Source organism: Intestinimonas massiliensis (ex Afouda et al. 2020) (genome assembly GCF_900626285.1).
Taxonomy (GTDB): Bacteria; Bacillota; Clostridia; order Oscillospirales; family Oscillospiraceae; genus Flavonifractor; species Flavonifractor massiliensis_A.
Window position 1 is genome coordinate 1,455,087 of record NZ_LR131147.1, and the last position, 19,130, is coordinate 1,474,216.

The 19,130-nt window shown below is 61.5% G+C and carries 21 protein-coding genes and 3 tRNA genes; 12 read left to right on the forward strand and 12 right to left on the reverse strand.

What is annotated here, in order from left to right; translation table 11 throughout:
• Nucleotides 1–26: 26 nt before the first annotated feature.
• Both E0E41_RS07415 and E0E41_RS07420 read left to right on the forward strand, forming a co-directional pair.
• Nucleotides 27–248 carry a DUF1653 domain-containing protein gene (locus tag E0E41_RS07415; protein WP_130869348.1) on the forward strand — a complete coding sequence of 74 codons (222 nt, stop codon included), beginning with the start codon at nt 27–29 and terminating at the stop codon, nt 246–248.
• Between the two features lie 3 nt (nt 249–251).
• Nucleotides 252–584, forward strand: coding sequence for an arsenate reductase family protein (locus tag E0E41_RS07420; RefSeq protein ID WP_130869349.1), 333 nt, complete (start codon nt 252–254; stop codon nt 582–584).
• 28 nt (nt 585–612) lie between these two features.
• Here the strand turns inward: E0E41_RS07420 and E0E41_RS07425 are convergent, their stop codons facing one another.
• Nucleotides 613–1,602: a helix-turn-helix transcriptional regulator gene (locus tag E0E41_RS07425; protein ID WP_130869350.1), complete on the reverse strand. Its 990-nt coding sequence runs from the start codon at nt 1,600–1,602 to the stop codon at nt 613–615.
• Between the two features lie 106 nt (nt 1,603–1,708).
• On the opposite strand from E0E41_RS07425, the gene E0E41_RS07430 reads away from it, so the two are divergent.
• On the forward strand, nt 1,709–2,539 hold the full coding sequence (locus tag E0E41_RS07430; RefSeq protein WP_130869351.1) for a C40 family peptidase: 831 nt from the start codon (nt 1,709–1,711) through the stop codon (nt 2,537–2,539).
• Between the two features lie 65 nt (nt 2,540–2,604).
• Here the strand turns inward: E0E41_RS07430 and E0E41_RS07435 are convergent, their stop codons facing one another.
• The 6 genes from E0E41_RS07435 to E0E41_RS07460 all read right to left on the reverse strand — a co-directional run bounded on the left by E0E41_RS07435 (nt 2,605) and on the right by E0E41_RS07460 (nt 8,901).
• A complete protein-coding gene (locus tag E0E41_RS07435; RefSeq protein ID WP_130869352.1) occupies nt 2,605–3,726 on the reverse strand; it encodes an ABC transporter ATP-binding protein in 1,122 nt (373 codons plus the stop codon).
• Between the two features lie 188 nt (nt 3,727–3,914).
• Nucleotides 3,915–5,036: an N-acetylglucosamine-6-phosphate deacetylase gene (gene nagA, locus E0E41_RS07440; protein WP_130869353.1), complete on the reverse strand. Its 1,122-nt coding sequence runs from the start codon at nt 5,034–5,036 to the stop codon at nt 3,915–3,917.
• Nucleotides 5,027–5,779 carry a glucosamine-6-phosphate deaminase gene (nagB, locus tag E0E41_RS07445; RefSeq protein WP_130869354.1) on the reverse strand — a complete coding sequence of 251 codons (753 nt, stop codon included), beginning with the start codon at nt 5,777–5,779 and terminating at the stop codon, nt 5,027–5,029. Before nagB ends, nagA begins: the two co-directional genes overlap by 10 nt.
• Nucleotides 5,780–5,797: 18 nt before the next feature.
• The gene (locus tag E0E41_RS07450; RefSeq protein ID WP_130869355.1) at nt 5,798–6,703 is read right to left on the reverse strand and encodes a dihydrodipicolinate synthase family protein; all 906 of its coding nucleotides are present in this window, start codon (nt 6,701–6,703) and stop codon (nt 5,798–5,800) included.
• Nucleotides 6,704–6,824: 121 nt separating this feature from the next.
• A complete protein-coding gene (locus tag E0E41_RS07455) occupies nt 6,825–7,679 on the reverse strand; it encodes a MurR/RpiR family transcriptional regulator (RefSeq protein ID WP_130869356.1) in 855 nt (284 codons plus the stop codon).
• A 10-nt stretch (nt 7,680–7,689) separates the two neighbouring features.
• Entirely contained in the window at nt 7,690–8,901 is a 1,212-nt protein-coding gene (locus tag E0E41_RS07460) for an AGE family epimerase/isomerase (RefSeq protein WP_130869357.1), read from the reverse strand.
• A gap of 206 nt (nt 8,902–9,107) precedes the next feature.
• On the opposite strand from E0E41_RS07460, the gene E0E41_RS07465 reads away from it, so the two are divergent.
• The 4 genes from E0E41_RS07465 to E0E41_RS07480 all read left to right on the forward strand — a co-directional run bounded on the left by E0E41_RS07465 (nt 9,108) and on the right by E0E41_RS07480 (nt 12,974).
• Entirely contained in the window at nt 9,108–10,490 is a 1,383-nt protein-coding gene (locus E0E41_RS07465; protein ID WP_130869358.1) for an ROK family protein, read from the forward strand.
• On the forward strand, nt 10,491–11,135 hold the full coding sequence (locus tag E0E41_RS07470) for a GDSL-type esterase/lipase family protein (RefSeq protein ID WP_130869359.1): 645 nt from the start codon (nt 10,491–10,493) through the stop codon (nt 11,133–11,135).
• Between the two features lie 149 nt (nt 11,136–11,284).
• On the forward strand, nt 11,285–11,632 hold the full coding sequence (locus tag E0E41_RS07475; RefSeq protein WP_130869360.1) for a PadR family transcriptional regulator: 348 nt from the start codon (nt 11,285–11,287) through the stop codon (nt 11,630–11,632).
• The gene (locus E0E41_RS07480) at nt 11,619–12,974 is read left to right on the forward strand and encodes a permease prefix domain 1-containing protein (protein WP_130869361.1); all 1,356 of its coding nucleotides are present in this window, start codon (nt 11,619–11,621) and stop codon (nt 12,972–12,974) included. The genes E0E41_RS07475 and E0E41_RS07480 overlap by 14 nt, the downstream gene beginning before the upstream one ends.
• 89 nt (nt 12,975–13,063) lie before the next feature.
• On the opposite strand, the gene E0E41_RS07485 is transcribed toward E0E41_RS07480, so the two are convergent.
• Nucleotides 13,064–13,151: transfer RNA gene (locus tag E0E41_RS07485), tRNA-Leu, on the reverse strand.
• 177 nt (nt 13,152–13,328) lie between these two features.
• On the opposite strand from E0E41_RS07485, the gene E0E41_RS07490 reads away from it, so the two are divergent.
• From E0E41_RS07490 to E0E41_RS07505, 4 genes are all read left to right on the forward strand, one after another.
• Nucleotides 13,329–13,414, forward strand: a tRNA-Leu gene (locus tag E0E41_RS07490).
• 3 nt (nt 13,415–13,417) lie between these two features.
• Nucleotides 13,418–13,505: transfer RNA gene (locus tag E0E41_RS07495), tRNA-Leu, on the forward strand.
• A 61-nt stretch (nt 13,506–13,566) separates the two neighbouring features.
• Complete coding sequence (locus E0E41_RS07500) at nt 13,567–14,406, forward strand: patatin-like phospholipase family protein (RefSeq protein ID WP_130869362.1); 840 nt, start codon at nt 13,567–13,569, stop codon at nt 14,404–14,406.
• A 13-nt stretch (nt 14,407–14,419) separates the two neighbouring features.
• Entirely contained in the window at nt 14,420–14,875 is a 456-nt protein-coding gene (locus E0E41_RS07505; protein WP_130869363.1) for an AlbA family DNA-binding domain-containing protein, read from the forward strand.
• A gap of 39 nt (nt 14,876–14,914) precedes the next feature.
• On the opposite strand, the gene E0E41_RS07510 is transcribed toward E0E41_RS07505, so the two are convergent.
• From E0E41_RS07510 to E0E41_RS07525, 4 genes are all read right to left on the reverse strand, one after another.
• On the reverse strand, nt 14,915–15,592 hold the full coding sequence (locus tag E0E41_RS07510; protein ID WP_130869364.1) for a YczE/YyaS/YitT family protein: 678 nt from the start codon (nt 15,590–15,592) through the stop codon (nt 14,915–14,917).
• Between the two features lie 126 nt (nt 15,593–15,718).
• A complete protein-coding gene (gene trxA, locus E0E41_RS07515) occupies nt 15,719–16,033 on the reverse strand; it encodes a thioredoxin (protein WP_130869365.1) in 315 nt (104 codons plus the stop codon).
• A 40-nt stretch (nt 16,034–16,073) separates the two neighbouring features.
• Entirely contained in the window at nt 16,074–16,922 is an 849-nt protein-coding gene (locus E0E41_RS07520; protein ID WP_130869366.1) for an NAD(P)/FAD-dependent oxidoreductase, read from the reverse strand.
• Nucleotides 16,904–17,218: an ArsR/SmtB family transcription factor gene (locus tag E0E41_RS07525; protein ID WP_130869367.1), complete on the reverse strand. Its 315-nt coding sequence runs from the start codon at nt 17,216–17,218 to the stop codon at nt 16,904–16,906. The genes E0E41_RS07520 and E0E41_RS07525 overlap by 19 nt, the downstream gene beginning before the upstream one ends.
• A gap of 169 nt (nt 17,219–17,387) precedes the next feature.
• Between E0E41_RS07525 and E0E41_RS07530 the strand changes: the two genes are divergently transcribed.
• Nucleotides 17,388–19,070 (forward strand): glutamine--tRNA ligase/YqeY domain fusion protein, encoded by a 1,683-nt coding sequence (locus E0E41_RS07530; RefSeq protein ID WP_130869368.1) that lies wholly within the window; start codon nt 17,388–17,390, stop codon nt 19,068–19,070.
• Nucleotides 19,071–19,130 lie beyond the last annotated feature (60 nt).

The following is a 19,130-nucleotide window of genomic DNA, read 5'->3' on the forward strand; positions in this document are numbered from 1 at the left end:
AAAAACAATACCCAGGAGGTTTTTATATGGACGAGTTTCATATTCGCCCGGGGCGCTACCGCCATTTTAAGGGCAACGAATATTGGGTGCTCTATACTGCCCGTCACTCGGAGACGTTGGAGCCGCTGGTCGTATACCAGGCGCTCTACGGGGAGCGCGGGATCTGGGTGCGCCCCGCTGCTATGTGGGGCGAGCATGTGGAGCGGGACGGCTATTCCGGCCCGCGATTCACTTACGTGGGGGAATAGAAAATGAATATTCAGATTTTTGGGAAGAGCAAATGTTTTGACACCAAAAAGGCGGAGCGCTGGTTCAAGGAGCGCCGCATCAAATTCCAGTCCATCGACCTGGTGAAATACGGCATCAGCCCCGGGGAGCTGAAAAGCGTGATGAACGCCGTAGGGCTGGAGGCCCTCATCGACCAGAAGCACCCCGATGCGGCCCTGCTGAACTATCTGGCCTACGATGCCGACAAGGCGGAAAAGCTGCTGGACAACCCCAAGCTCATCAAGACCCCCATTGTCCGCAACGGCAAGCAAGCCACCGTGGGCTACTGCCCGGAGGTCTGGGAGAGCTGGAAATAGGGGCCGGTGATCTCACCGGCCCCTGCCCTTACTTCTTCTTCCGATACAGCTCCGCCACGGCGCTCAGCTGCTGTCCCAGCATCTCTCTGGCCCAGTCCGGGCCTTTGATCTCCACGCCGTCTCCCAGGCCGAAGACCCAGCCCAAAAACTGGGGGCTGACCACCGCTGGAATGGTGACGGTGAAAAAATCATCTCCGTCAGGCACCAGAATGACCTCCCGGCCGAAGCGGTCCAGCACCACTCCCACCAGGCTGTTTCTGCACCGCAGGGTCACCTGTCCTTCCCGTCCGGAGAACATACCGAAGTGCTTCTGGGCATAGGATGCAATGTCAAAGTCACTGCCCACTCCCTCCAGGGGCAGACAGGTCACCGCCAGCTCGGCCATCTTGTCTACCCGATAGTGGCGCATCTCCCTGGAGCGGTGGTCATAACCTGCCAAATAGTAGTTCTCATTGTCCCAGATGAGCCCGGCGGGAGACACATCATACCGTTTTCCCTCCCGGCGGAACACCCGCTCCTTGCGGACGTTGTACTCAAAGTATTTGAAGCTGACGCTTCTGCGGTTGGCGATGGCGGTGTGGAGCTTGTCGATGGTGTAATAGACGCTCTCATTCATGGTCTTGGCCCGCCGGTCCACATAGACCTGCCGCTGGAGCTGTCTGGCCTGGTGCCTGCTGGCCAGGGATTCCAGCTTTCCGATCAGGTCATTGCTCTTCCGCTGGGAGATGAAGCGGGAGGATTGGACCGCGTCCACCAGCAGTTTGAGCTCGGCCAGCTGGAAGGGCCGCTCACCCAGGAACCACCCCGGGTCCTTTCCCTTCCGGTTCTGGACGTCCAGCCCAAAGACCCGCAGGGCCTCCATATCGTCATAGATGCTCTTCCGCTCCGCCTTGATGTCCCACTCCTCCAGAGCCTGGATCAGCTCCGGCACCGTCATGGGGTGGTCCTCGTCGGTACGCTCCCACAGGATCTTGCACAGGCAGAGCAGCTTCAGCTTCTGGTTGGTACTTCTGGGCATGGTTTATTCCCCCTATCCTGTTTTCAGGATAATCCTTCCAATGTCCAATAAACAGGACTTTTCTTAACCATACCATACTTTTCTCAGAAATGCGAGGTTTTTGTGCATGGCAGACCGGCAAACGGCGTTTCTTGTGTCCGCGCCTCTGTGCCCGCTGTATGAGCGGCCCGATCCCCGATCCCAGCGGGTGGACGAGGTGCTGTGCGGCTGGCCCGTCACCCTCCTTCAGGCGGAGGAGGACGGCTGGTGCCGGGTACGCACTCACTATGGCTATGAGGGCTTCACCCTGTGCAGCGGCCTGATCCCGGCGGAATCCCGGACCGGCCGGTCCCTTCTGGTGGTGACCGGTCTGTTTGCCGATGTGCTGACCGGGCCGGAGGCAGAGCACCCTGTGGTCCGCACCCTGCCCCGGGGGGCGCTGGTATCCCCCCGGGGCGCCGGAGGGGAGGGCTGGCAGCCGGTTATCCTGCCCGACGGCACCGGGGGCTGGATCAAAGCCGGCCTTCTGGCTCCCTATCTGCAATGCCCGCCCGCTCTGCCGGAGGAGGCGCTCCGGGCCCGGGTAACTGCGGCAGCCCGCTCCTATCTGGGGGTACCCTACCGCTGGGGCGGCAAATCCCCCCAGGGGATCGACTGCTCCGGCCTCACCTTCATGTCCTGGTTTTTCAGCGGAGTGTGCCTCTACCGGGATGCCAGGCTGGTCCCCGGCTTTCCCGCTCACGCCATTTCCCCGGACCGGCTGGCCCCCGCCGACCTGCTCTATTTTCCCGGTCACATTGCCCTCTACCTGGGAAACGGTCAGTACATCCACTCTACCGCCCGGGCGGGCAGCGACGGGGTGGTGATCAACAGTCTGGACCCCTCCGCCTCTGATTACCGGCCCGACCTGGCGGAAAAGCTGCTGGCAGTGGGCAGCGTGTTCCCCCTCACACGGTAGCAGAGCGCAAAAAGGCCCTCTGACGCGGCAGCCGCGTCAGAGGGCCTTTCTTACTCTATGGACGCTTAGTAGAGCAGGTTGCACTCGGTCTCCGGATTGAACAGGTGGATGAGTTCGGGGCGGAAGGTGAAGGTGATCTCCGTGCCGTAGGGGATGCCGGCCCGGTGCTCCTCCGGCAGGTCCACGGTGGGCACACGCAGAACCACGTCCTTGCCCGCGGCGTTGACGTGGAGGTAGACCTCGCTTCCCATCATCTCGGACACGTCCACCTTGCTGGCAATGGTATGAGGGCCGGCGTTGGGGGCGAAGGAGATGTGCTCGGGGCGGACGCCCACGATCACGTCCATGTCACCGGCGCCCTTCTTTTCCAGGATGGCCTGGGCCTTACCGGACAGTTCCATCACGGCCTCACCCACGGTGATCCGGTACTTGCCGTCCTGCTTGGACAGCTTGCCGTCAAAGAAGTTCATCTGAGGCGTGCCGATGAAACCGGCCACGAACAGGTTGGAGGGGCGGTCGAACACCTCCTGGGGGGTACCGATCTGCTGAATGAAGCCGTCCTTCATGATGACGATGCGGTCGCCCAGGGTCATAGCCTCGGTCTGGTCATGGGTGACGTAGATAAAGGTGGTGTTGATCCGCTGGCGCAGCTTGATGATCTCGGCACGCATCTGATTGCGCAGCTTGGCATCCAGGTTGGACAAAGGTTCATCCATCAGGAACACCTGGGGATCGCGGACGATGGCGCGGCCGATGGCCACGCGCTGCCGCTGGCCGCCGGACAGAGCCTTGGGCTTGCGGTCCAGGTACTGGGTGATGTCCAGGATGGCAGCAGCCTCCCGCACCTTTCTGTCGATCTCATCGGCGGGCATCTTGCGCAGCTTCAGAGCGAAGGCCATATTCTCATACACGGTCATATGGGGATACAGGGCGTAGCTCTGGAACACCATGGCGATGTCCCGGTCCTTGGGCTCCACATCGTTCATCCGCTTGCCGCCGATGATCAGGTCGCCCTCAGAGATATTCTCCAGGCCGGCCACCATCCGCAGGGTGGTGGACTTGCCGCAGCCGGAGGGCCCGACCAGCACGATGAATTCCTTGTCCGCAATCTCCAGGTTGAAGTCATGGACGGCGGTCACTTTGTTGTCATAGATCTTCTTGATGCCCTTCAGAGATACCGTTGCCATACTCATTGGCCGTAAGGGCAATGCCTCCGCAAATACCCTCTCGCCCGCGGGGAGTGGCTACCCCGGGGACTTTACGGCAGGTCTCCACACTGCCGCACCGCCGGCCGGCGGTTTTTCCTCCTTTTTGACAGCTCTCCCGGTCCTATGGAAATGGAGTAGGGCCGGGAGGCCTGATTTGGGGGTTGCGCTCAGCGGCTGACCAGCTTGCCGCGGAAAAAGACGTCTTTCACTTCCAGATCCTGATCCAGGACCACCACGTTGGCCCGCTTGCCCGGCTCCAGGCTGCCCGCCCGGCTGTAAATACCGATGGCCTTGGCCGGATTCACCGCGGCCGCCCGTACAGCGTCCTCCAGCGGGATACCGAAGGAGACCGCCGTTTTCATGCAGCGCATGAGATCGGTGACCGAACCGGCCAGGGTGCCGTCGGCCAGGGTGGCGTGCTTACCCTTCACGGTCACGTCCTGACCGCCCAGAGTATAGGCGCCGTCCGGCATGCCTGCTGCCCGCATGGTGTCGGAGATGAGGATGACCCGCTTGGCGCCGAACATCTTGAACACTGCCCGCACCACCGCGGGGTGGATGTGGACGCCGTCACAGATGAGCTCCACATTGCACAGGGGGGTATCCAGAGCGGCCCCCACCACGCCGGGTGCCCGGTGGCCGAAGGGGGGCATGGCGTTGAACAGGTGGGTCACCTGCCGGGCGCCCAGCCGGAAGGCCTCCATGGCGGTGTCATAGTCGGCGGTGGTGTGGGCGAGAGACACGGTGACCTCGCTCTCCACAGCCTCAATGAATTCCATGGCGCCCGGCTCCTCGGGAGCCAGGGACACCAGCTTCACCAGGCCATGGGAGGCGGCAATGAGACGGCGGAGCATAGCCACGTCGGGGGCGTGGAGCCAGTCGCCGTTCTGGGCGCCCTTCTTGGCCATGGAGAGGAAGGGTCCCTCCAGGTTGATGCCGCACAGGGCGGCGCCGGGCTTGTCGGCCGCCTTGTGGGCGGCGGCCACCTGGCACACGCGGGTGAGCTGCTCCTCCAGCAGGGTCATGCCGGCGGGGCAGATCTGGGTCACGCCCCGGGAGAGCTCATACTCGGCCATGACCTGTAATCCCTCCGGGTCCCCGTCGGAGAAATCGTGCCCCTTGCAGCCGTGGAAGTGCAGGTCAGTGAGGCCGGGGATCACATAGCAGCCGGTGGCATCGTAGGTCTGGCCGTCGGCGCTGGAGTTGGAGAGGAGGCGGCCGTCAAAGCACACATCCCGCCGGACGAACCCCTCCTGAAGATCGAATACCTGACCGCCTGTTATCCGCATACGGTTACACCTGCTTCCACCAGTTTGTGGAGGGCGGCCTTGTCGCCCACCAGGGTCACATCGGGGTGCAGCTGCAGGATAGAGGCAGGCACCTCCTTGGTCACAGGACCGGCAAAGGCCTTGCACACGGCGTCGGCCTTGTCCTCGCCGCTGACCACCATCAGGATCCGCCGGGCATTCATGATGTTCTTGATGCCCATGCTCAGGGCGTGGCGGGGCACCTCGTCCCGGCTCTCAAAGAAGCGCTTGTTGGCCTCAATGGTGCTCTCGGTCAGGGTGACCACGTGGGTCTCCAGGCCGAAATCGTCGCCGGGCTCATTGAACGCGATGTGGCCGTTGTGGCCCATGCCCAGCAGCTGCAGGTCGATGCCGCCCAGATCCCGGATCAGCTTGTTGTAGGCCGCGCACTCCGCCTCGGGATCCTTGGCCAGGCCGTTGAGCACGTGGGTATTTTCCGGCTTGATGTCGATATGGTCGAACAGATTGGTCTGCATGAAGTAGCGGTAGCTCTGCTCATGGTGGGGCGACAGGCCCAGATACTCGTCCAGGTTGACGGAGCGGACCTCAGCGAAGGTCAGGTCGCCCTTGCTGTACCACTCTACCAACTGCTTATAGGTGCCCACGGGGGTGCCGCCGGTAGCCAGGCCCAGTACGCAGTCGGGCTTGTAGATCACCTGGGCGGAGATGATGTTGGCCGCCCGGCGGCTCATGGCATTGTAATCTTCCGATTGATAAATACGCATACCGATCTTCTCCTATTTTCAGCAGTACTTGGCAATGGCGGCGGCGATCATGGCGGCGGCCTGGTCCACGATGGCGGCGTCGCTGTCGATGAGGCCGGGCATGGGCTTGCGGACGGAGCCGCAGTTCACGCCGCTCTTGGCCAGGATGGCCTTCTGCACGGCGTACAGATTGCCGTGAGCGGAGCACATCTTGTAGATGATGCGGTCGATGTCGTTCTGGATCTGGCGGGCGGGCTCCATCTCGCCCTTCCGGAAGTGCTCATAGATCTTCAGGAAGAGTTCGGGCATGACGGCGTAGGTGCCGCCGATGCCGGCGCAGGCGCCCATGGCCAGGCCGGAGATGTACTGCTCGTCGGGGCCGTTGAACACGATGACCCCGGCGTCCCGCCACATCTGGATATCCTGGACGGGCATGGAGGAGTTCTTCACGCCGATGACCCGGGGGTTCTTCTTCATCTCAGCCAGCAGGGACGGTGTGAGGGCCACACCGGCCAGCTGGGGGATGTTGTAGATGACGAAGTCGGTGTTGGGCGCGGCGGCGGAGATGTCGTTCCAGTAGCCGGCAATGCCGTACTCGGGCAGGTGGAAGTAGATGGGGGGAATGGCGGCGATGGCGTCCACACCCAGGCTCTCGGCGTGGGCGGCCAGCTCCTGGCTGTCGGCGGTGTTGTTGCACGCCACGTGGGCAATGACCACCACCTTGCCCTTGGCCTCTGCCATCACGTTTTCCAGCACGATCTTGCGCTCGGCCACGCTCTGGTAGATGCACTCGCCGGAGGAGCCGCCCACATACAGGCCGTTGACGCCCTTGCCGATCAGGTGGCGGGTCAGGGCCCGCACACCTTCGGGGGAGATGTTGCCAGCCTCGTCATAGCAGGCATAGAAAGCGGGGATAACGCCCTGATACTTTTTCAGATCGCTCATTTTAGATTCCTCCTCTCAAAAAATTTAAAACAACATACATGGATGGGATCAGGCCGAAGGCGGCGGACAGTTTGCTCTGCGGGCTGGCGGAAGCAATCGTTCCAGGCGTTGACATCCGGTCTCAGATGTGCTTATCCGACAGCACCTCAGCCACCATCTCACGGCGCAGGCGGCAGCCCTTCTGGTCCCGGCGGCATACCTCCCCGAAGAGCACGTCCACCAGATAAAGCTGGGCGATGCGGGCAGCCACGGAGCCGCTCTGCAAGGGTCCCTCCCGGGAACCGCACTGGAGCACGATGTCGGCAAAGGCCGCGCCCGGCGACTTGGGAAAGCGGGTAATGAGGATGATCCTGGCCTTTCTGTCCCGGATGATGCGCAGATTTTTCAGCAGCTCCTTGGTGGAACCGGAGTAGGAAAAGTAGATCACCGCGTCCCCCGGGGTCAGCTGGACCGCAGCGATGGCCTGGAGGTGGGAATCCACCACCGGAACAAAGTTCATCTGGATGGTGCTGAACAGGTGGGCGCACTCCTGTGCCAGAATCATGGAGCCGCCCTGTCCCATACACAGCACCCGCCCGGCGGAGATCACCATGTCCGCTGCCCGGCGGATGGCCTCCGGCTGGAGCAGCTCCAGGGTCTGGGTCATAGCTTCCAGATCGGTGTCATACACCTTGCGGGCTATCTCCTGCACGCTGTCCGCGGGCAGCACTTCGTCCCCCTGGGCGGGGAGCTCAGAACGCCCGGCGGTGGCGTTGGCAATGGCCAGCTTAAAGGCGCTGTAGCCCTTATACCCCAGCCTCCGGCAGAAACGGGAGATAGTGGCCTCCGCCACCCCCGCCTCCTCCGCCAGCTCGGAGATGGACATGAACTGGGTGCGCTGCTGGTGGATCACCGCGTAGTCGGCCACCTTTTTCTCGGCGCTGGTCAGTTCATAATATTCAGTATTGATCTTTTCAAATACATTGCCCAAGGGCATGGCAGCCCCCTCATTTCTGTTCCAGTATCTGCCCCAGCATCTGGTCGCACATGATAAGCATACGAGGCAGGTGGAAGGGGCCCTTGAAGGTGGAGCCCTTGCAGGCGGGCATGGTGGGCTTGCCGTCCCGGCGGAGATAGCCGTACCAGTCGCCGTACTCGGGGTCGGAGAAGTGCTCTTTGCAGTAGTCCAGGGTGCGCTCGAACCAGGTCAGATATTTCTCGTCCCCGGTGTCGCGGTAGATCATCATGGAGGCAATCAGAATCTCATCGTGGGGCCACCACAGCTTCATGTCGTGCTCATAGGCCTCCGGGGGGCGGCCCAGGCAGTCGATAAAGTAGAGCAGTCCGCCATACTCATAGTCCCAGCCGGCGCTGATGGCCTGGTCGAAGATCTTCACGGCGGTGGCGTGCTGGTCCTTGTCCCCCTTGCGGTTGGCATCCTCCATCAGGAACCAGGAGCACTCGATGTCGTGGCCGGGGTTCACCACCCGGCCCTCGGTAACATCGCCCCAGAACTCGCCGTTGGGACCCACACTCTCCAGGGTGCAGCCCAGTTCCGGCTTATAGTGGTAGCGGAAGATCTCGTCCACGCACTGGGCAGCCCGCTGGTTGTACAGCTTCTCCTGCTCCGGGTCCACCCGGCGCAGCACGGAGGTGATGTTCAGATAGATCATGGGGTTGGCCAGGGCGCGGCCGGACCGGGTCTCCGGGATGGTCTTGGGGCCCAGGCCGGTGGGATCCTGGATCAGGCCATGGTTCAGGTTCCAGATCAGTTCATAGGCGGCCCGGGCACGCTCCAGGCACGCCTTCTCGCCGGTGACGCCGTAATACTCGGCGTTGGCGATGGCATAGAAGCCCTCGGAGAAGCAGTAGCGGCGCTGACGCAGGGGCTTGCCGTCACCGGTGACGGTGAAGTACATCCGGTTGCCCGCATCCCGGTTGATGCAGTACTTTTCCATAAAGTCCAGGCAGCTGCGGCTGGCATTCAGCCACTCCTCCTTTACTCCGTACACGTGGCAAAGGTAGGCAAAGGTCCAGGCACAGCGGCCCTGCATCCACACGCTCTTATCGGTGGAAAACACCTTTCCCTCCCGATCCAGGCAGGTGTACACACCACCATGTACCAGATCCATACCGTTTTTCAGCCAGAACGACACACTTCGCTCCAGCTCCTCCCGGATCCATTGCCGATGCCCCTGCAGGCGAGCAGCCATATCCATTTGTAATCAACCCCACCTTTCTTCTCATTCTCTTATTAAAATATGAGTCCCACTAACTGTTTTCATCATACCCGCCGGTACAGGTCCAGTCAAGGGAAAAAAGAAAATAATTTTCAGAGCGCTGAAAATATGCTTGACAGATTTAAAAAAACTGATAGCCTATAGACGAGGAAAGTTGTTTGTTTCAGACAGAAGGAGGACTGGTCATGACTTATCTCGGAATCGAAGTTCCTATCAAGTACGTGCCGGAACTGGACCCCGGCTTTCTGCCTCTCGGAAAATTCTTCACCGCTTTTCTGAAGGACGCCAAAAAGCCCCTGGGCCTTGCTGTAGAGCGGGCGGGCGGCGAAGTAGCGGTTTATCACACTTTTATTCACGGTACTCCCGATATGGCCCAGGCCGACCGGTACTATGTGGACCGGCTCATCAAAACCTTGCTGTGGTATATGGGCGGCTTCAAGGTCTGCATCTCCGGCGACAAAGAGATCTATGAGGCCATGAAGTCCACCTACTGCGCGGGCGGTGCCCGTGCCTTTGATGCCGACTTCATGTCCAACGTGTATGAGAAGCCCTTTGAGGTGGTGTACTGCGACGCCCTGCCCGCTGAGTACAGCAATCCCCAGGCTGTGGGCCGTCATCTGGGCGGCTGCCGCATCGGCTTTGACGCCGGCGGCTCCGACCGGAAGGTATCCGCCGTCATCGACGGCGAGCCGGTATTCTCCGAGGAAGTGGTGTGGCACCCCAAGGTCACCGCCGATCCGGAGTACCACTACGAGGGGATCGTCTCCGCCCTGAAGTCCGCCGCCGCCCACATGCCCCGTGTGGACGCTGTGGGCGTGTCCTCTGCCGGTATTTATATTGAGAACCGCACCATGGTGGCCTCCCTGTTCCTGAAGGTCCCCAAGGAGGACTTTGACGCCAAGGTGAAGGATATCTACATCCGTGCCATTACCGACACCTTCGGTGACGTACCCTATGTGGTGGCCAACGACGGCGATGTGTCCGCTCTGGCCGGCGCCATGAGCCTGGAGGAGAACAACATCCTGGGCATCGCCATGGGCACCAGCGAAGCGGTGGGCTATGTGGACGAAAACGGCAACATCACCGGCTGGCTCAGCGAGCTGGCCTTTGCCCCCGTGGACGGAAATCCCAACGCCATGGAGGACGAATGGTCCGGCGACATCGGCTGCGGCGTGAAGTATTTCTCCCAGGATGCCGTTATCAAGCTGGCTCCTGCCGCCGGCATCAATCTGTCCCCCGACCTCTCCCCCGCCGAAAAGCTGAAAGAGGTCCAGAAGATCATGGAGCAGCCCAACTCCCCTGCGGAGGCCATCTTCCGCTCCATCGGCGTGTACCTGGGCCACTCCCTGGCGCTGTATCACCACTTCTACGGCTTCAAGCACGTACTGCTGCTGGGCCGGGTCATGTCTGGCAAGGGCGGCGACATCATTCTGGATACCTGCAAGCAGGTGCTGGCCGATGAGTATCCCGAGATCGCCGGCAAGATCAACCCCACCCTGCCCGACGAGAAGGCCCGCCGGGTGGGCCAGTCCGTGGCCGCCGCCTCCCTGCCCGAGCTGAAGAAGTAAATGCGCCGTCACATCGTCTGTCTGGGGGATTCCAACACCTACGGCTCCCGTCCGGAGGGCCCCCTGTTCCGCTTCAGTGAGGAGGAGCGGTGGACCTGCTTGCTGCAAACGCTCCTGGGCCGGGACTATCTGGTCCTGGAAGAGGGCCTGCCCGGCCGCACCACGGTCTTTGAGGATCCGGTGGAGGAGGGTATGTCTGCCCTGCCCTACCTGTACCCCTGCCTGAACAGCCATGCGCCGGTGGATCTTCTGGTGGTGATGCTGGGGAGCAACGACACCAAGGAGCGGTTGAGTGCCAACGCCTGTGCCATTGGAAAAGGGCTGACCCGTCTGGTGCGCAGGGCCCAGGCCATCGACTGCTGGCGGCCGGATGGAAGGCCCAACATTCTGATTGTCGCCCCGCTGGTCCTTTCAAAGGAAGTGGAGCGCTCCCCGGTGGCCCAGGAGATGGGCGCCGGATGTGTGGAAAAGTCTCTGCGGGTGCCCGGTCAGTTCCGTGCCGTCGCCAAAGCGCTGGGGTGCCACTTTCTGGACGCCAACAAGCTGGGGCTGGCCTGCAATCCGGTGGATCATATACATCTGACCCTGGAAAGCCACCGGGTCCTGGCGGAGCACCTGGCCCGGCTGATCCCCAGTCTGTTTTGATTTGTAAGGAAAAGAGACCGTCCCATGACGGTCTCTTTTCTGTTCTCTCCGGGGAAGGCAGAAGCGCAAAAATTACCGCCGCCCTTGACATATATAGATTACCGATATATAATTCTATATATAGATTATCTATATATAGGAGGCCGCCTATGGAAATGGACAGAAGCCTGGTCAGCGGCAGTATGGCGCTGCTGGTCATGAAGCTGCTGGAGGGCAGCGATATGTATGGCTATCAGATGATCGAGACCCTGAAGCAGCGGTCTGACGACACCTTTCACCTGAAGGCGGGGACCCTGTACCCTCTGCTCCACTCTCTGGAGGAGAAGGGGCTGGTCTCCGCCTACGAGCGGGAGGCCGCCGCGGGCAAGCCCAGGCGCTACTACCACCTGACAGAGGAGGGCCGCGCCGCCCTGGCGGAGAAGGAGGCGGCCTGGAACCAATACGCCCGGGCGGTGACCCGGGTGCTGAAGGGAGGGGTCTGCTGTGGAGAAGCCTGATACCATCCGCAGTTATCTGGAGGCGGTGGCGGAGCAGATCCGCTGGCGGCGGGCCCGGCCTGTGGTGACCTGGGAACTGGAGCGCCACCTGGAGGACCAACGGGACGCCTTCGCCGCCGAGGGCCATGAGAACGCCGAGGCGATGGCGGTGGCAGAAATGGGGGACCCTGTATCCGTGGGAGCGGAGCTGGACCGGATGCACCGGCCCAGGCCCCAATGGGGTCTGCTGGCCCTGGCCATCCTGCTGGCCCTGGCCGGGACCGTCCTCCGGGTGTGGCTGACGGCGGACTGGGATACCTATTATATGGATGTCAACCCTTATAAGGCGGCCCTGGCCTTTCTCCTGGGCGGCGGAGCCCTGCTGGCGGGGTACTTTCTGGACTACGGCAAGCTGGGCCGCCGGGGCGGCTGGATCTACCTGGGCGCGCTGGTCGTCAGCTTCCTGTTGCTGGTGGCATCTCCCAAGACGCTCAACGGTGTCCGCTATTATCTCCGCTATGCGGTTCTCCTCTATCCGCTGGCCTATGTCCTCTGGGTGTACGCCTGCCGGAAAAAGGGGTGGCTCGGCCTGCTGGCCGCTATGGCAGGTGTTTTGCCCCTGCTGTGGTTCTGCCAATACGCCCCTTCCACGCTCGGCGCCTTCCTGCTGCTGTCCACAGGTACTTTGGTGCTGCTTGTCGCGGCCTGGCAGGACTGGTTTGGCCTTGGGCGGCAGAAAACCCTGTGGGTGACGGCGGCCTGTACCGGGGCGGCGGGGATCGCCGGGGTCCGGTATATCTTCCGGAACGCCTATACCTCCACCCGGCTGGCAGCATTCCTCCACCCGGAGCAGTTTCTGGACGGTGCCGGCTATCACACCTTCCAGATCCGCAGTGCCGTCTCGGGGGCCAGATGGCTGGGCCAGGGCAGCTGGAACCCGGAAAATCCCTATCCGCTGACCGTGTCGGGGAGTGACAGCGACACCTTCCTCACCACCCTGATCCACCGGCTGGGCTGGCTGCCCTTCCTGGCGGTTGTGCTGGCCTTCGCCGCTCTGGCGGTGTGGATCCTGCTGCGCTGTCTGCGGCAGAGCAGCCAGCTGGGAAAGGCGGTGGTGCTGGCCGCCCTGCTCCCTCTGTGCATCCAATCCCTGTTTAGCACTGCCTGGAACCTGGGCTTCACCCTGCTCAGCAGCCCCTTCCCCCTGATCACCGGCAATACCAGTACGGTGCTGGATCTGTTCCTCATCGGGCTGTGCCTGTCGGTCTTCCGGGAGGAGCGCATCGCCCGGGATTCCGCCTATGATTATCATAAGGTGCGCCTTCCCAGATACCGCATTAAAATTATGATCCAAAAAGTCTGATCAACAAAAAGAAAGGCACGACATATGTCGTGCCTTTCTTTTCCTGCATCCATAAAAAAACAACCACACCTGACGGTGTGGTTGTTTTTTGGTGCGCGAGGCGGGACTTGAACCCGCACGTGCGTAATGCACACTAGAACCTGAATCTAGCGAGTCTGCCAATTCCACCACTCGCGCGTATTCTGTTTTGCGCTCTGTTTCAGCGCGAGATTTATATTACCATGCCTCACTCCGGTTGTCAACAGTTTTTTTGCTCTTTCCCCAAATTTTTTCACATTGCTTCCCGGAATTAAGGTTGACAAACGCTTCCTGGACCGCTATAATAATCAAGCAGTCTTTTTTAGGGCTGTTTTCGCGGATGTGCTGGAACTGGTAGACTGGCTAGCTTGAGGTGCTAGTGGCCCATGGCCGTACGGGTTCGAGTCCCGTCATCCGCACCATATGCGCGAGTGGTGGAATTGGCAGACTCGCTAGATTCAGGTTCTAGTGTGCATTACGCACGTGCGGGTTCAAGTCCCGCCTCGCGCACCACAAAGCCTTGAAACCATAGGGTTTCAAGGCTTTTCTACTTTTACCCGGGAGGCGGTATTTTATGGTCGGTATCATCGACGTAGGCGGCGGGATGCGGGGCATCTACACCGCCGGAGTATATGACTATCTGATGGATCACCACATCCAGGTGGACTACTGTCTGGGCGTCTCCGCCGGGAGCGCCAATCTGGTCTCCTATCTGGCCGGTCAGCGGGGCCGCAACCGCCGGTTTTACACCGATTACGCCAACCGGCGGGAGTACATGAGCCTGCACAACTTTGTGACCACAGGCTCCTATCTGGACGTGGATTACATCTATTCCACCCTCAGCGATTCCCATGGGGAGGACCCCATTGACTATGCCGCGTTTGAGGCCAATCCCAGCCAGTATGTGGCGGTGGCCACCGACGCCCGGACGGGCCTGGCCCGCTACTTCACCCGGGCGGACGTCCATCCGGACGATTTCTCGGTAGTCAAGGCCTCCTGCTGCCTGCCCATTGCCTGCCGTCCCTACCGGATCGACGGCATTCCCTACTTTGACGGCGGCGTGGCCGACCCGGTGCCCTACCGCAAGGCTCTGGCCGACGGCTGCGACAAAATCGTCGTGCTGCTCACCCGTCCCCGGGACTTCCGCCGTCCCCCCCTCAGCCACCCCGGTATCGCCCGGCTGGCCATGCACACCTACCCCAAGGCCCTGGAGGCCCTGCTCCAGCGCCACCTGAAATACAATGAGGCGGTGGACGAGGTCATCGAACTGGAGAAACAGGGCAAGGCTCTGCTGCTGGCCCCTGCCGACATCGACGGCATCAGCACCCTCAAGCGCAACGGTCTGGCCATGGACCGTCTGTACGGCTACGGCTATCAGGACGGCGCCAAGCTGGAGGCGTTCCTGAACCGCTGAAAGGAGAGGCACCATGTTTGACGTCAGCCAGATCCCCCATTACCGGGAAAACAACCGTCTGGAGGCCAAGCTGGCCACCGGCGGCCTGCCTCACAGCATCTGGGAGACCTACTCCGCCTTTGCCAACTCCTACGGCGGGGTGATCCTGCTGGGCGTGGAGGAGCTGCCCGACCATTCTCTCCGGGTCCAGGGCCTGCTGGACCCTCAGGAGCTGGTGGAGCAGTTTGAGACCCTGCTTTCCGATCCCAAGGTGGTCAGCGTCAACCTGTTGCGTGAGGACGACATCCAGATCCTCACCGTGGATGGGAAGGACATTGTGGCCATCTGCGTACCCATGGCGGAGCAGGACCAGCTGCCGGTGTACATCGGCGGTGACCTGGTGCGGGGCTCCTACCGCCGCAGCGGGGACGGGGATTACCACTGCACCCAGGCGGAGCTGAACGCCATGCTCTCCGGCCGTTCCCACTGAACCCGATAAAAAAACAGCCGCTCTTTCCCGGGGGAGCCGTCAGGCCCCCATTCCGGAAAGAGCGGCTATTTTTCTGCCCGCCAGGTGCTGGAACAGGGCGATCATCCGGCCCACCCCGATGACCGCCAGCACCGTGCCGATGCCCACGCCCACCAGATGGCCCGCAAGCACCAGCCCCAGCGTAATGGTGATCGTGATGTTGAACAGGTCAAAGCAGTTTTTGGTAAAGCCCACCGGTTTGCCGATGCAGTCGGCGATGGTCTGCACGATACCGTCTCCCGGGTTGGGCACCAGGCGCATGGAGAGGGACATGGAGGCCCCCACGCCGGTGCAGACAATGGCCAGGACCAGGACCAGCAGGCGCAGGGGAAACTGGTCCTGCCAGCTGTCGGAGGAGAAGCTGGGCAGGAAGCCGCCGAACAGATTCAGGAACCGGGTAAAGATCAGGCTGAGGGGGATCTGAAGCAGATCCATCAGCAAAACAAGTTTTCCATTTCTCCGCACGCCGTGAAGAATCAGCTCCACCGCCACAAAAACGCAGTAGAGAAACAAGGTGGTATTGCCGAAATTCAGCTGATAGATCTGGGAGACGCTGTAGGAGACGGAGATGATGGGAGATACGCCCAGGCCCGCCTTGGTATTCAGCGTCAGCCCCATGGCCAGGATGAGCAGTCCCAGGATGTAAAAGAGGGCTCTGCAGACAGTCTGTTTTTTCACAAAATCGGTCTTCTTTCTATTCCGGTATCAACGATCTCTTTTATTATAATCCCCGTCCCGGAAATTTCAAGAAGGCCCCTCACCGCAGAAAAGCCCGCCGGCAGAGCCGGCGGGCTTTCGTCTTGCTTACAGGTTGGCATCCAGCACGGTGGTGTAGGCGGAAGCAGGCATGACACCCACCTTCCGGTCGAACTCCTTGCCGTCCTTCAGGAACACCACGGTGGGGATGCTCATGACGCCGAAGCGCATGGCCAGGTCGGGCTCGTCGTCCACGTTCACCTTACCCACCAGGGCCTTGCCCTCGTACTTGCCCGCCAGATCCTCCATCACGGGGGCCAGCATCTTGCAGGGGCCGCACCAGGAGGCCCAGAAGTCCACCATAGAGATGCCGTTGGCCGTCGCCTTGTCAAAACCGTCCTTGGTCAGATGAATGATCGCCATAATCAAATCTTCCTTTCTCTGTGTATGTGTATTGATTGTGTTAACTCAAATGGTCGATATATTCCGCCGCCCGGTGGCCCGCCACCAGGCCCTCCCCCACGGCCTTGGAGACCTGGAGGGGCAGCCCGGTGCAGTCGCCGGCGGCAAATACGCCGGGGATGCTGGTGGCCATGTTCCGGTCCACCTTGATATAGTTTCCCTCCAGCTCCAGCCCGGGGAGCAGGTCCGCCGGGGCCATGGAGGGCCGGAGGATAAACACGCCTTCGCAGGGGAGAACGGCGCTTCCGGCCCGGAGGCCCTCCACCTTCTGTCCCCCCATAATCTCCACCTTGCCCGCCTTGACTGCCGGAATATCCGGCCGCAGGCCGTCGGGCTCATTGGGGCTGACATAGGTGACCTTGCAGCCGATCTCCTTCAGCCAGTTGGCCTCCTGGGGGGCGTCGGCCGCCAGGCCCACCACTGCGATCTCCTTGCCCCGGTAGAGCATCCCGTCGCAGGTGGCGCAGTAGCTCACCCCCGTCCCCAGGTGCTCCTCCTCGCCGGGGTACTTGGCGGAGCGGACCACGCCGGTGGCCAGAACCACCGCCCGGACCTGCTCCATGTCGCTGCCGATGCTCAGATAGAATGTGCCGTTCATGGGCATGATATTCAGCACCCGGCCCTCCTTCCGCTCCACTCCCATCTGTCGGGCGTGGGCGTTGAAGCGGTCCAGCAGGTCTGCGCCGGTCACATCATAAAAGCCCAGGTAATTGTCGATCCGCCGGGTTTTATGGAGAGGATTATCCCGGTCGTCGCCGCTGATCACCAGCACCGACTTGCCCCGGGCCCGTACCTGCACCGCCGCCGACAGCCCCGCCGGGCCGCCGCCGATCACCGCAACATCGTACACTGGTACTCCTCCTCCCTGTCGTCAAAGAGGGCCGCCACCACCGCCGCCGCCTCAGGATCGGCCACTTCATAGTAGACCTCGTTTCCCGACCTGGCCGCCCGCACGATCCCCGCGGCCTTCAGCCGCATGAGATGCTGGGAGATGCAGGACTGGGACTGGCCGGTGTTGGCCTCCATGCAGCCCACGTTGCGGCAGCCGCTCTGCAGCAGCCCCCGGACGATCCGCAGCCGCAGGGGGTGAGAGAGGGCCTTCAGCAGCTCCGCCTTTCTGGCATAACAGGCTTCCATCTCTGTCATCGTCTCACCTCATTTGCTGTTTCTAATATTATTATATTCAAATATTCTAATATGTCAACCCCCTTTCAAAAAATTTTTTCTTCCCCCGGCCCGCCCCCTTCTGCTCTTGCATTTTTTTCATATTAGAGGTAAAATATTGGTTCGTATCAAGATAGAAGGAGTGAACAGGATGCCAGAAGAATTGAAGCCCACCATGACGCAGAACTTTATCCATGATTTTATTGATGAGGACATCGCCCAGGGTGGTCAGTTCCAAGGCATGACCGTCCACACCCGGTTCCCGCCGGAGCCCAACGGCTACCTGCACATCGGTCACGCCAAGGCCATTTTCATTGATTTCGGCACGGCGGAGAAGTACGGCGGGCTGTGCAACCTGCGGATGGACGACACCAACCCCACCAAGGAGGACGTGGAGTACGTGGAGGCCATCCAGGAGGATATCCACTGGCTGGGTTACGACTGGGGCGACCGCTTTTTCTACGCCTCGGATTATTTTGAGAAGATGTATGAGTACGCCGTGGAGCTCATCAAGAAGGGGCTGGCCTACGTGTGCGAGCTGACCCCGGAGGAGTTCAAGGAGTACCGCGGCGACGTGAATACCCCCGCCCGCTCTCCCTGGCGGGACCGGCCCATTGAGGAATCCCTGGATCTGTTCGCCCGGATGCGGGCGGGCGAGTTCCCCAACGGCAAGTATACGCTCCGGGCCAAGATCGACCTGGAGAGCGGCAACTTCAACATGCGGGACCCGGTGATCTACCGGATCAACCACATGCACCACCACCGTCAGGGGGACAAGTGGTGCATCTACCCCATGTACGACTTTGCCCACCCCATTGAGGACGCCCTGGAGGGGATCACCCACTCCCTGTGCTCCCTGGAGTTTGAGGATCACCGGCCCCTGTACGACTGGGTCATCGCCAACTGCCCCGTGCCCGCCAAGCCCCGGCAGATCGAGTTTGCCCGGCTGGGCATCAACTACACCGTCATGAGCAAGCGGAAGCTGCGCCAGCTGGTGGAGGAGCACCGGGTGTCCGGCTGGGACGACCCCCGGATGCCCACCCTGTGCGGCCTGCGCCGCCGGGGCTACACCCCCCGCTCCATCCGCAACTTCTCCGAGCGCAACGGTGTCAGCAAGGCTGCCTCCACGGTGGAGTTTGCCTTCCTGGAGCACTGCCTGCGGGAGGACCTGAACGACGTGGCCCAGCGGCGGATGGCGGTGCTCCGTCCCGTCAAGCTGGTCATCACCAACTACCCCGAGGGGCAGAGCGAGACCTTCACTGTGGAGAACAACCCCAACCGGCCGGAGGACGGCACCCGTGAGGTCACCTTCTCCCGGGAGGTCTATGTGGAGGCCGAGGACTTTCTGGAGACCCCGGTGCCCAAGTACAAGCGGCTCTATCCCGACGGTCCCGAGTGCCGTCTGAAGGGCGCCTATCTCATCAAATGCACCGGCTGCAAGAAGGATGAGGACGGCAACGTGACGGAGATCTATGCCACCTATGATCCGGAGAGCCGGGGCGGCGATCCCGCCGACGGCCGCAAGGTGAAGGGCGCCACCATCCACTGGGTGGACGCCGCCACCGCCGTGGACGCTGAGATCCGCCTCTATGACAACCTGTTCTCCGACGCCGAGCCTGACGCCGGCGACAAGAACTTCCTGGACTGCCTGAACCCCAACTCTCTGGAGGTACTCACCGGCGCCAAGGTGGAGCGCTGCCTGGCCGATGCCCAGGCCCCCGCTTCCTTCCAGTTCCTGCGCCAGGGCTACTTCTGCGTGGACAACAAGGATTCCCGGCCCGGCCATCTGGTGTTCAACCGGTCCGTGAGCCTGAAGGATTCCTTCAAATTCTGATCCTATCAAAATAGCGGGCGGCCCCAGGCCGCCCGCTCTGTTTTATCGGGAGGTTACGAT